The following is an 11213-nucleotide window of genomic DNA, read 5'->3' on the forward strand; positions in this document are numbered from 1 at the left end:
CCCAGCGGGGATTTTTTATAGCTGCAGAAGAATCAGAAGGCGTACATCACACGCAGGCGAGGCACAAACCAAGGCTCTTCTTTTTCGGTAACCGGATGACGGGGTCCAAACACCATCTGCACATCACCGGATACTACCCAGTTCTGAGATGGGGAAAATTCGTAGCCCATCGCCCCCTCCACATACAGACGGGTACTGTTCTGGATATCCAACAAGCCACCTATCTGGAAGAAAGAACCGTAGTAATAACGCTGATTGTAAACTTTATAGTCGATGCCTACCGTAGTGCGACTGTCTTTCTGAGCAAGATCGACAAACAGAGCATCTTCGCGGCCCAGCGCCTTCTGGAACGTCAGACTGGCCATGCCGCCATCCTGAACCGGATCAAACCAGCGAATCAGATCTGTCCCTATGGCATAATCCGTTGCGGCGGCGGTGGCTGTACCGGATGTAATAAACGCAGCGACCAGCGTACAGGCTCGCAACAAGTTCTTCATTATTCGCTTTCCTATATTTTCTGGGTCAAAATAAATCGTTCTGAGCAAAACAACTGATTCTGAGTCAAATTGGTTCTTTTAAGTTCAAAATTGCCAACCATTATACTGGAAAGCGACCTCTAAACGCAGCGGATAAACAGATAGATGTACCAAAAAACAGATATAGCCCCAACCCCAGAGTTAATTGAGAAGATTGAACTGCAGATCGGTCGTGCGCCCCGAGGCATTCAGGCGATCAGTGCCACAGACAGTCTGGGCACACCGCTGGTGGTGCGTATGCACTCCATTGTGGATAAAAAACCCTTCCCAACACTCTATTGGATGACCTCTGAGCTGCTGAAAAAAGAGATCAGCCACATTGAAGCCCGAGGTGAAATTAAGGCACTGGAAGAGCGCCTGATTGAAGACCCTGAGTTTCTGGCTCAGTACCACGCCAGCCATCAGGACTATGTCGACCAGCGCTGGCATTTTATGACGGAAGAAGAACGTACTTTTGCGGAACAGGCGGGGTTCCTGAAGCTGTTGAAAGAGAAGGGTATCGGCGGCATCGCCAACTGGGATACAGTACGCTGCCTGCACACCCAATATGCTCACCACCTTTGTGGTCACAACGTCGTTGGTCAATGGATGGATGAAACCTTTGGCATCGCCGATCTGATTCCTTAAAAGGATCACTGAACGACGTTAAAAAGTGAAAAGGCAGCTCAGGCTGCCTTTTTATATCCGAAAAGCACACTTTCAAAAATGCTTATCGGGCACCAATCAGACTTTCACGCGCTTTAATATAACCATCGATAAACGCCTGATCGGACTCACTGATCTTCTCAAACTTCACATCCAGGCCATAAGAAACCCCGGTGGAGAGCAGAATAGAGCTGCGTACCAAACCGATAATCACCAGTACCTTTTTAACACCATCATGAAGCGCTGAAATCTCAATCTTCACTTTCTCGCCTGCTTTGAGATTGTACTCACTCTCAATATGCAGGTGTTTTGCGGAAAGATTCAGCGTCCGTGCCAGATATTGTTTATTACCCGCCCGTGTCAGACGTACTTTCCAATGCACACTGACAGGTTTCTTCGGTTGTTTCTTCTGCATTACGCCTACTCAGTCACCAAATCACTCAGGGCTATTATCCTTAAGGAGGATAAAAACTCAAAACAGAAATCATGCAATGCAGCTTATTCTAAAAAATTCTAAGAATTTGCCGGTTATAGGATGCTTTCCGCTAACAAAAATATTAAATTCCCCGCCTGAAATTAAAACGATAACGAGGTCCGTACTATGTATTTCGACGCTGCAGTAATCGCTGGTCTGGCTGTTGTAGGTGGCTGCCTGGCAATTTCTTATTTCGGTATCCGCTTTATTCGTAGCAACATCCTGAAGGATGCTGAATAAGCGAGTACTCAAAAGGCCTGATTCTCAGGCCTTTTTTGATTCTGCAATATGTGCGGCCCCCTCGCATTCACAACCCAACACCACTACTACCTCGCATCCGCACCTTTTAATCGGTAACTAAAATTTACCTTTCTTCCCCCGCGAAAAGTCCAATCTGTGCATAAACTGATCTCATAACCCAGCGGAGTAGTCAGTTATGCATTGCATTCAGATTAGTCAGAAGAGCCACGCGCTCATCTGGAGCGATGATCAGCAACCTATCCCCGAACCCAGAGCCGATGAGGTCAGGATCAGAGTCCATGCAGCCGGAATCAACCGGGCAGATCTGACCCAAAGAGACGGCCTCTATCCGCCTCCGGAAGGAGCCAACGGCACTTTGGGGCTGGAATGCGCCGGAGTGATCGATGCTGTGGGCAGTCGGGCAACCGGCTATCAGGTGGGCGATGCGGTTTGTGCGCTGTTAGCTGGTGGCGGCTATGCAGGGTATGTTTGCGTACCTGTCGTTCAGGTACTGCCTCTGCCCAAAGGTTTAAGCTTTTCTCAGGCAGCAGCAATTCCGGAAGTCTATGCCACTGTCTGGCAAAACGTATTTATGGATGCAGCCCTTAAAGCCGGAGAGAGCGTACTCATTCACGCCGGAGGCAGCGGTGTCGGTACTGCAGCAATTCAGCTTTGCCACGCCTTTGGCGCATCGGTTTATACAACCCTTGGCGATGAAACCAAAATCAGCACCTGCCTTGATCTGGGAGCCAGTCATTGCTTTTTACGCCATGACGGCAGCTTTAAGGAGGCACTGCTCGACTGGACGCATCAGCTCGGTGTCGACGTTATTTTAGATCCGGTGGGGGCTGACTATCTGGCGGATAACCTCAGTCTGCTTAAGGAAGACGGAAGGCTTTGCATGATAGGTGCGATGGGCGGTATGAGAGCCGAGATCGATCTGCGCCATGTTTTGATGAAGCGACTGAAAATACAGGGCAATATGCTGCGTCCGAGGACACCTGCTTACAAACAGAAAATACTGCAGGCTCTGCTGATCAATGTCTGGCCGCTATTTGAGTCTAAAACCCTTACTCCGGTAATCGACAAGGTATTCCCCATTGAACAGGCGATGGATGCTTTTGATTACCTCGCCAGCAACAAAACACTGGGCAAACTCGTTCTTCAGGTCAGGGAGGATTGATTTGGAAAGCAAGGAGAAAGAAAAGGTCTGTGCAGATAAAACAACAGCCTGAGACTTCAGGCTGTTGCAGTCAGTTCGAAAGTCCGTTGCAGCATACGGGCATCGGGACCTGCCCGGTGACGATCTATGTTCAATTCCAGTGCAACCTGCTGCTTAACCTGCCCCCAAATAGAGGTTTGTTTTTCCGTCAGCAGCTTGCTCAGTGTTTCTAACCGAAACAACTGTGACAAACCCGCATGGTAAAACAGTAACGACAACCAGGTACTGTCAAAACCCCAGCTGTCGGTATAAACCACTTCACCCCTGAGCTCTTCGTTCAGCTTTTCGGCCACATCACGAACCGAAGCACCATCTTCCAGTAGTTTTGCCCGGGGAATACCATGAACCATCTCCGCGCTGTCATCCCAGTGCTCCCACTCGGGCTCAGGGCGGATAAGGCAAGAGAATACGCTGCCGTCAGGGCGAGCGAAGCCTACTTCGATCGGGTAACTACCCCGACCAAAACCTGACGCTTCAACATCAATAATAAAAGGCATCTGAGTCTGCTTATCGTTTGTTGTCAAAATTCACTCGTCCCAGTTTGCGGACCCAACCACATGGACAACCGGTACACATCCGGTGTGCACCCTTGCACACAGCATGTATCTGTCAGATACAGAGCAAGCCGTGTGCCAATAGGCAGATTATAGGTTCAAAGAGAGGTTCATGCCATTTGCCTGTTCCAGGCTACGGCGGGTTTTCTGTTCCCAGTATTGGCACTGATCCGGGTTTACAGCCAGACCCAGTTCACCTTCATTACAGGCTTTTGCCATTCGGCGGCAGGCCAAAGGATGACCTTGCTCAGCAGCACGCACAAACCAGCGCACGGCATTTTCAGAGTTCCTGGTCAGGTGTCCGTATCCTTTTTCATAGATACAGCCCATCTGGTACTGAGCCTTAACATCCCCCTGACGCGCGGCGTCCAGCAGGTAGTTTACGCCCTGCCCTTTATCCAGCGGAGAAATCCCACGGAAATAAAGCAGGTGGCCATAGATAGAAAGAGCTTTCAGATGCCCTTCGTTAGCAGACTCTTTAAACAGTCGCATTACCCATTGATGTCGCAGCTTTGAGTGACGCAACACCGAAGAGTGAAACATTTTCTCAGCCAGCAAAAACTTCAGCCGGGTCATAACGCCAATTTGTTCAGACATAAGCAACCACAGATTACTTTGGTTTATTTTTAACTGAGCAGTCGATTTTCGAGCCGGCAATTCTAACACTGTGCATTTAAGTAACAAGGCTACAAAAGGGGTTTATTGATACAAAACGAGTAAAACCGACACGTTATGGCAAAAAACCGTTACAGCCCAATCGTTTTTCTGTCATCACAAATCAGGGGCAATGCCTTTTCTGGCAAGGGCTTCAGGCTGTTTTCAGGTAAGAAAATAAATCTGGCAAGCATCCCTCACTATTTATTGTTAGCATTGCCCTGCTTCAATTCTGGCGGAAGATAGAGGCTTGCTGATCGCCTCATCCTGAAACTCAGCTACATCATTATCATCACAAGGAGGCTTTATGCTTACATTCTGGATCGCGTTAGCCTTTGTCGCCGGAGCCTTTATGCCTCTTCAATCCGGCGTAAACAGCACGCTGGCACTGCAAAGCTCAGGAGCTATCTGGGCCTCACTGATCTCTTTCGTTGTTGGCTCCGTTGCTCTCTTCGCTGTGGTACTGGTCGCCCGTCACCAATGGCCGGAAGTCTCCAGTCTGAAAACAGCGCCTTGGTGGGCCTGGACCGGTGGTCTTATGGGCGCATTATTTGTCGCAACATCTGCCTTTCTGGCTCCCCGTCTTGGCGCAGCAACCATGATTGCGCTGTTTGTTGCCGGACAACTGGCGATGTCCCTGATACTGGACCATTTCGGCTGGGCAACCTTTCCGGAACACAGTATCAATCTCTGGCGGGTGATCGGCGTTCTGATGCTGTTTGGTGGCGTCCTGCTGATTCGCTTCAACTAAGCAGCTCAGATCACCAATACTCTGAAAGCTAAAAATCAGAACCAGAAAAAGGGCGCTACAAGCGCCCTTTTTTATTTTCACAGAAGATCTGAACCATCAGATTCGCTTGCGGGCAATCACAGTAGCCAGCCAGATCCCACCAAGAATCAGAAGAAAACCACTGAAATGGAAGCCTTGCAGAGGCTCACCCAGAAACAGGATCGCCATGGTGATGCCGAAAGCCGGTACCAGATGAATAAACTGGCCAGCACGGGCTGCGCCCAATTCAGCAATCGCTTTATTCCAGAACAGATAAGACAAAATCGACGGGAAGATCCCCACGTATAACACACTGCCTACTGAGATCAGATTAAAGGGCATCCCTCTGCCGGAGAAAGTTTCATACAGGTAGAAAGGAAACAGCACGATAACCCCCACCAGAACGGTCAGGGCAAAGAAGCCAAAGGGACTTAAACCTTCAGGCCGTAAGCGCAGCAAGCTGGAATAGATCGCCCAACAGAGCACTGCCAGCAAGATCCAGGCAGTTCCGACGTTCAGAAAGTCCATGCCCATAATTGCTGAAGGACTGCCTTCGGTCACCACCACCACAACCCCAAACAGAGAAACCAGCATTCCCGCGCCCTGAAGCAGGGTGACTTTCTCTTTAAAGAACAGCCAGCTGATAATCAGGATCAGAACCGGACAGGCCGACTGCAAGAGAATACTGTTACTAGCTGGAGCAGTTTGCAGCCCCAGATAGATCATGGTGTTAAAGCAGGCAACACTGAAAACCGACAGTACCAACAGAATAAACCAGTGCTCCCGAATCACCTGTCGGGACGCTTTCCAGTGTGGAATCGCAAAAGGCAGGATAATGACAAGCGCCGTCAGCCAGCGCCAGAAACTCAACCCGAGTGGCGGCACATCAAGATGTACGGCACGGCCAAGAACAAAGTTACCGGCCCAGAAGAGTGTCGTCAGAACCAGCAACCCGTACGGGGAGATATTTAATACGCGCTGAAACATTGTCGATCCCTTATATTAAATCAGCTCCCGATGGTAACTGATCATAAGGGCTGCGCCTATGGAGTGAATTAATCACGGCTCTGCATCATCAGCCCCTCCCTCCTCAGATGCAGAACCGTGTAACCCTGACCCGTTTCAAAATTAGTGGACGACGGAAGAATCCCTCACCGAATAGGCTGACACAGAAGACTGTAGTCGTGAGGCCAGCTGCTCAATATTGTGGCCTAACCCGTTCAGGGTATGCGCCTCACTGGCGGTCTGACGCACCACATCATCGATGCGACGGATATTGGCATCCACCTCAAGGGCGATCTGAGATTGCTGCTCTGCAACCGTAGCGATCTCAACACTACTGCTGTTAATCGCATGCACCATGGTATTGATCGCTTCAAAGGCATCACCGGAGCGGGTCACCGTACCAACACTGGTATCTGCCAGCTCGTGACCACCACGAACCAGAGTGACAGCATTCTGAACACGGTTTTGCAGCTCTGTAATGGTCTCCTGAATGTTTCGGGTATACCCTTGGGTCTGCTGAGACAGGGCACGTACTTCATCGGCGACGACTGCAAATCCGCGCCCTGCTTCACCTGCCCGTGCAGCCTCAATCGCGGCATTCAAAGCCAGCAGATTCGTTTGCTCAGCAACCCCTTCAATGGTTTCCAGAATCTGAGTAATGGCACCGGCCTGAGACTGAACCTGCTCGGTGACGTCATAGACTGAGGCAATTCGTTCCGCAAGGGCATGAATATCCCGGACACTGGCTTTCACCAGATCATGACCATTACTGGACTGAACGGTGGCTTCCTCCGTTTGCAGAGAGGTCTCTTTAACACTGGCTGCCAACTGTTTCACCGCCGCAGATAGCTGGGTAATTGCCGTCGTGATCTGCAGGCTCTGTTCCTGCTGGTGCGAAACCCCGGCCTCAAGCTCATCACTGGCTTTAGCCATCTCCTGTGCATAATCATTTAGTTGACTGGAGGCGACTTTAATATCGCCAATAGCCCGCTCATAGCTATCCAGAAATAGGTTAAAGATGACACCGAGTCTCTCAAACTCACTGCCACGTTCAACAGCTACTCGGCGGGTCAGATCACCATCTTTGATAATGAACTGCATCGCTTCCTGCATATCCAGCAGCGCAGAACTGGCGCCGTGCTCACTGACATTCAGGCCGCGCTCTTCATCCTCTGGTGGTACGCGTAACGCACCAAACGCTTTTAACAAGGCAAAGGCCAGATAACCCAACCCAAAGCCCCAGACAAAAACCGCGAATACGCCTGTCAGCTGAACCATCAGCTGATCCATCACGCTACCGTTCACCAGCGCCGCTTCGTCAGCAAAAAAGACCAACAGAATGGTACCCAACGCGCCGCAAACACCGTGCGCTGCCACCACGTTTACCGGATCATCAACCCGCAGGATGTGCAGGATTACCCACTCAGCGAAATAAAGTACAGCTCCGGCAACAAAACCGATAACCACAGCACCTGCTGGCTCAACAACAGCACAGCCTGCCGTAATCGCAACCAGGCCACCCACGACACCATTGAGGAGTTTTTCGACATTAACTTCCCGGCGCTCGTGCATCGCCATGGAAATAAAGAAACAACTCAGACCCGCGGCACCTGCCGACAGCATGGTATTGGCGATAATCTTGGCGATACTGGCATCACCAGTCAGCGTACTGCCGCCGTTAAAACCAAACCAACCGAACCAGAGAATCAGCACACCAACTACAGCCAGTACGAGACTGTGTCCCTGAATTTTGGTGATCTTCTTATCCTTACCAAAAACCCCTAAGCGAGGCCCGACAACAATGGCACCGGCCAATCCAACCCAGGCTCCGAGTGAGTGAACAACGGTTGAACCTGCAAAATCAATCATGCCCTGCTGTGCCAACCAGCCATCACTGTTCCAGATCCAATGACCGGATACCGGATAGATAACACAAGTTGTGAAAACTGCGACAAGAACGTATGCCAGAAATTTGGTTCGCTCTGCTACCGCACCAGAAACAATTGTCGCTGCGGTACCTGCAAAAGTTGCCTGAAAGGCAAAGGATGCAAAATCACTGGCTTCTGTCATACCTGACAGACCAAAGCCACTTGTTCCCCAAAATCCCCCTGAGCTGACACCAAACATGATGGCATAGCCCACTGCCCAGAACGTCAGTACGGAGATTATAAAATCCGTTATATTTTTAATGGCAACATTGATGCTGTTTTTAGCTTGCGTCAGCCCTGACTCCAGCGCAGTAAATCCTGCCTGCATAAACATAACCAATGCAGCGCACACCATGATCCAGACCAGATCCAGATTGCCTTGCACACTTGCTGCATCCATAAAACACACCCCACATGTGATATTTCACTTTTCTTTTATATACCCATGCCAGAGCAAGAGGTGTGCCCAATACTGAAACAGAAAAAATCACTGCATCGCAGCAATCAAACTAAACATTGAACCCAACCAAACATAAACAGACAGTTAAAACCCCTCTTCATTGCGCACTATTTTTGGGCGCACCACGAATCAATGCACCATCACAGACCAGTAATCCCAAGGGTTTTAGTCTGGTTTTTTTCTGCACCATCGGATAGGGTAAGCTCTGCATTTGTTTAGGATTTCAGCCTCAGGTAGCGCCCATGAAACTTGTTATTTCTCCAGCGAAAACACTCGACTTTGAATCTGCTCCAGTTACTCAAACCTATAGCGATCCATCATTTCTGGAAAACAGCCAACTGTTAGTCGATGAACTGAAGGAACTGTCTCAGGCTGATGTCGCAACGCTGATGAAACTGAGTGACAAACTGGCGGCTCTCAATGTTGCCCGCTTTGGCAGCTGGGAAACACCTTTCACACCGGACAATGCCAAGCAGGCGATCCTGGCTTTTAAAGGTGATGTCTATACCGGGCTTGATGCTGAGAGTTTCTCAGAAGAGGACTTCAGCTTTGCACAGAACCATCTGAGAATCCTGTCCGGCCTTTATGGCCTGCTGAAACCTCTGGATCTTATTCAGCCGTATCGACTGGAGATGGGAACCAAATTCACTAATAGCCGTGGCAAGAATCTGTACGAATTCTGGGATATGCAACTGACCGATGCTCTGAACAATGAGTTTGCAGAAGAGAAGGAGCCGGTACTTATCAACCTGGCTTCTAATGAATACTTCAAAGCGGTTAAAACCAAGAACCTGCAGGCAGAGATCATTACCCCTGTCTTTAAAGACTGGAAAAACGGTCAATATAAGATGATCAGTTTCTACGCTAAAAAGGCACGAGGCCTGATGGCGGCTTATATTATTCAGAATCAACTGAGTGATCCTGAACAGCTGAAGAACTTTGATACCGAAGGCTATTACTTCAACGAAGAACAGAGTAAGGGTAACGAGTGGGTATTCCTGAGAGATCATGACGAATAAGCTCAGGAGACGAAAACGAAAAAGGCCGCATAACGCGGCCTTTTTTACCTTGAGGAAAGCCTCTTAGTGTTGCTGGATACCTTGCAGATACCAGTTAGCATTTTCCTGACGCATATCGCGAACCAGGTGCCAGGTCTCAGTAAAGTCCGTCGGCAGAGAACTGTTCTCACGGATCTGACCGGAGAAAACAACACTCGCTTCCGCCAGAGAACCCTGCTGGCTAATACCGCCCAGACGGGCTTCAAGGTTAACCACTTCAGTATTTGGTTCTTCAGTCTGAGCCTTACGTTCCTGAGACAGCAGGTTGTACAGCTCAGGAGTTACGAAGTCCTGAATCTCAGCCAGATCATTGTTGTCCCAGGCTTTTTGCAGGTGAACAAAGTGACCTTTTGCACGCTCAACAAAGCCTGCAGCATCAAACCAATCAGGCACCGACTGTTGCGCGACAACACCACCGCCCATCAGATTGGTATCAAAGCTACGCTCCTGATTCTGAGCAAAAGCTTCTTTCTGATAGCCCATATTAGGCGCTGAAGCCGCTGCAGTTTGTCGCTTTCTGGCCATCAGCTTAAAGATGATAAAGACAACCAATGCGATCAGAATGAAGTCGAACATCTGGAAGCCTTCGAAACCATCGCCGAAGAACATAGCCGCCAGAAGACCACCCGCTGCCAAACCTGCCAGAGGGCCAAGGAAGCCCATCTTGCTACTACGCGCACCAGTAGAAGTTGCGGTATTCGTTTTAGACGGTTGAGTGTAATTACTGCTGGTTGATGATGTTGTCGTACTCTTAGAGTAAGTCCCCATCGACTTGCCACCACCCAGACGCTTTGCTTCTGCCTGATCCAGACCTGTGCCAAGAACCACGAAGAAGGCAAAAAACCATACTGCTATACGCTGCATAAAGTTACCTGTTAGTTTACTTATTATCTCGTTATGCTTGAGTAAATGGGGGCGCAGGACGCGCATTCCAACCATAACAACAACGATTAAGGAGTTGTCATGCTCATCAACCCTACTAACTCAGCACTCTTAGTCATCGATATTCAGGAAAAGTTGCTTCCTGCTCTTCATAACGCTGAACAATTGATGGCCAACAGCCAATGGCTGATTGAAGTAGCCGACAAACTATCCATCCCAACTGTCGTAACGGAGCAGTATCCACAAGGCCTAGGACATACCAGCACAACACTAAAACCCTTCCTCTCATCAGCTGTTTTTCTGGAGAAAGAGCACTTCTCCGCTGCGGAAGAAGCCCATATCCTGAAAGCCGTTAATCAGCTGGATAAAGAACAACTTATTCTGATCGGCGCTGAAAGCCATGTTTGCCTGCTGCAAACAGCGATTGGCTTTTCTGAACAGGGCTATGACGTATATGTAGTGACGGACGCTATCGCATCCCGCAAAGAATCTGACTACAACACCGCTCTGCTTCGCATGCAGCAAAACGGTATTCAGTTAGTCAGTAAAGAGATGGTTGCCTTTGAGTGGTTGCATAAGTGTAATACCGAGAAATTCCGCGAGATCAGCAAAGGTTATTTACGTTAAACGCTTTCTCTTCATATCCCTTTGTAAAACAAACCAATCTGCTCTGCTATCCACTTTTTGCTTTTACGCCTAAGCCTTTCTTTCAGGCATAAAAAAAACCCCGTCTCATTGAGACGGGGTTTTCGTATTAGGCGCTTGACGATGTCCTACTCTCACAT

Annotated in this window: 12 protein-coding genes; 5 read left to right on the forward strand and 7 right to left on the reverse strand. The window is 49.3% G+C overall.

The window, feature by feature from the left end; translation table 11 throughout:
* Nucleotides 1-32: 32 nt before the first annotated feature.
* Complete coding sequence (locus BV405_RS12170) at nucleotides 33-497, reverse strand: hypothetical protein (protein ID WP_086481100.1); 465 nt, start codon at nucleotides 495-497, stop codon at nucleotides 33-35.
* Between the two features lie 144 nt (nucleotides 498-641).
* On the opposite strand from BV405_RS12170, the gene BV405_RS12175 reads away from it, so the two are divergent.
* Complete coding sequence (locus BV405_RS12175) at nucleotides 642-1163, forward strand: DUF501 domain-containing protein (protein WP_086481101.1); 522 nt, start codon at nucleotides 642-644, stop codon at nucleotides 1161-1163.
* Nucleotides 1164-1245: 82 nt separating this feature from the next.
* Here the strand turns inward: BV405_RS12175 and BV405_RS12180 are convergent, their stop codons facing one another.
* On the reverse strand, nucleotides 1246-1596 hold the full coding sequence (locus tag BV405_RS12180; protein WP_086481102.1) for a hypothetical protein: 351 nt from the start codon (nucleotides 1594-1596) through the stop codon (nucleotides 1246-1248).
* Between the two features lie 496 nt (nucleotides 1597-2092).
* On the opposite strand from BV405_RS12180, the gene BV405_RS12185 reads away from it, so the two are divergent.
* Nucleotides 2093-3079 (forward strand): NAD(P)H-quinone oxidoreductase, encoded by a 987-nt coding sequence (locus BV405_RS12185; protein ID WP_086481103.1) that lies wholly within the window; start codon nucleotides 2093-2095, stop codon nucleotides 3077-3079.
* A gap of 56 nt (nucleotides 3080-3135) precedes the next feature.
* On the opposite strand, the gene BV405_RS12190 is transcribed toward BV405_RS12185, so the two are convergent.
* Together BV405_RS12190 and BV405_RS12195 are read right to left on the reverse strand one after the other, a co-directional pair.
* Nucleotides 3136-3615 carry a 3'-5' exonuclease gene (locus BV405_RS12190; protein ID WP_086481104.1) on the reverse strand — a complete coding sequence of 160 codons (480 nt, stop codon included), beginning with the start codon at nucleotides 3613-3615 and terminating at the stop codon, nucleotides 3136-3138.
* A gap of 147 nt (nucleotides 3616-3762) precedes the next feature.
* Nucleotides 3763-4269, reverse strand: coding sequence for a tetratricopeptide repeat protein (locus tag BV405_RS12195; protein ID WP_086481105.1), 507 nt, complete (start codon nucleotides 4267-4269; stop codon nucleotides 3763-3765).
* A gap of 364 nt (nucleotides 4270-4633) precedes the next feature.
* Between BV405_RS12195 and BV405_RS12200 the strand changes: the two genes are divergently transcribed.
* A complete protein-coding gene (locus BV405_RS12200; protein WP_086481106.1) occupies nucleotides 4634-5077 on the forward strand; it encodes a DMT family transporter in 444 nt (147 codons plus the stop codon).
* A gap of 96 nt (nucleotides 5078-5173) precedes the next feature.
* Here the strand turns inward: BV405_RS12200 and BV405_RS12205 are convergent, their stop codons facing one another.
* On the reverse strand, nucleotides 5174-6082 hold the full coding sequence (locus tag BV405_RS12205; RefSeq protein WP_086481107.1) for a DMT family transporter: 909 nt from the start codon (nucleotides 6080-6082) through the stop codon (nucleotides 5174-5176).
* 141 nt (nucleotides 6083-6223) lie between these two features.
* On the reverse strand, nucleotides 6224-8428 hold the full coding sequence (gene amt / locus BV405_RS12210; RefSeq protein ID WP_086481108.1) for an ammonium transporter: 2205 nt from the start codon (nucleotides 8426-8428) through the stop codon (nucleotides 6224-6226).
* A 302-nt stretch (nucleotides 8429-8730) separates the two neighbouring features.
* Between amt and yaaA the strand changes: the two genes are divergently transcribed.
* Entirely contained in the window at nucleotides 8731-9507 is a 777-nt protein-coding gene (gene yaaA / locus BV405_RS12215; RefSeq protein WP_086481109.1) for a peroxide stress protein YaaA, read from the forward strand.
* Nucleotides 9508-9570: 63 nt separating this feature from the next.
* Here the strand turns inward: yaaA and BV405_RS12220 are convergent, their stop codons facing one another.
* Nucleotides 9571-10410: a Tim44 domain-containing protein gene (locus BV405_RS12220; RefSeq protein WP_176330135.1), complete on the reverse strand. Its 840-nt coding sequence runs from the start codon at nucleotides 10408-10410 to the stop codon at nucleotides 9571-9573.
* Between the two features lie 99 nt (nucleotides 10411-10509).
* On the opposite strand from BV405_RS12220, the gene BV405_RS12225 reads away from it, so the two are divergent.
* Nucleotides 10510-11055: a hydrolase gene (locus tag BV405_RS12225; RefSeq protein ID WP_086481111.1), complete on the forward strand. Its 546-nt coding sequence runs from the start codon at nucleotides 10510-10512 to the stop codon at nucleotides 11053-11055.
* The last annotated feature ends 158 nt before the right edge of the window (nucleotides 11056-11213 follow it).

Source organism: Oceanospirillum sanctuarii, assembly GCF_002150805.1.
GTDB lineage: Bacteria > Pseudomonadota > Gammaproteobacteria > Pseudomonadales > Halomonadaceae > Oceanospirillum > Oceanospirillum sanctuarii.

Excerpts from the sequence above, each read along its gene's own strand:
- BV405_RS12205 (WP_086481107.1), bottom strand. The coding sequence starts at position 6,082 with ATGTTTCAGCGCGTATTAAATATCTCCCCGTACGGGTTGCTGGTTCTG.
- BV405_RS12190 (WP_086481104.1), bottom strand. The coding sequence starts at position 3,615 with ATGCCTTTTATTATTGATGTTGAAGCGTCAGGTTTTGGTCGGGGTAGT.
- yaaA (WP_086481109.1), top strand. The coding sequence starts at position 8,731 with ATGAAACTTGTTATTTCTCCAGCGAAAACACTCGACTTTGAATCTGCT.
- BV405_RS12200 (WP_086481106.1), top strand. The coding sequence starts at position 4,634 with ATGCTTACATTCTGGATCGCGTTAGCCTTTGTCGCCGGAGCCTTTATG.
- BV405_RS12180 (WP_086481102.1), bottom strand. The coding sequence starts at position 1,596 with ATGCAGAAGAAACAACCGAAGAAACCTGTCAGTGTGCATTGGAAAGTA.
- BV405_RS12175 (WP_086481101.1), top strand. The coding sequence starts at position 642 with ATGTACCAAAAAACAGATATAGCCCCAACCCCAGAGTTAATTGAGAAG.
- BV405_RS12195 (WP_086481105.1), bottom strand. The coding sequence starts at position 4,269 with ATGTCTGAACAAATTGGCGTTATGACCCGGCTGAAGTTTTTGCTGGCT.
- BV405_RS12225 (WP_086481111.1), top strand. The coding sequence starts at position 10,510 with ATGCTCATCAACCCTACTAACTCAGCACTCTTAGTCATCGATATTCAG.
- BV405_RS12170 (WP_086481100.1), bottom strand. The coding sequence starts at position 497 with ATGAAGAACTTGTTGCGAGCCTGTACGCTGGTCGCTGCGTTTATTACA.
- BV405_RS12220 (WP_176330135.1), bottom strand. The coding sequence starts at position 10,410 with ATGCAGCGTATAGCAGTATGGTTTTTTGCCTTCTTCGTGGTTCTTGGC.
- amt (WP_086481108.1), bottom strand. The coding sequence starts at position 8,428 with ATGGATGCAGCAAGTGTGCAAGGCAATCTGGATCTGGTCTGGATCATG.
- BV405_RS12185 (WP_086481103.1), top strand. The coding sequence starts at position 2,093 with ATGCATTGCATTCAGATTAGTCAGAAGAGCCACGCGCTCATCTGGAGC.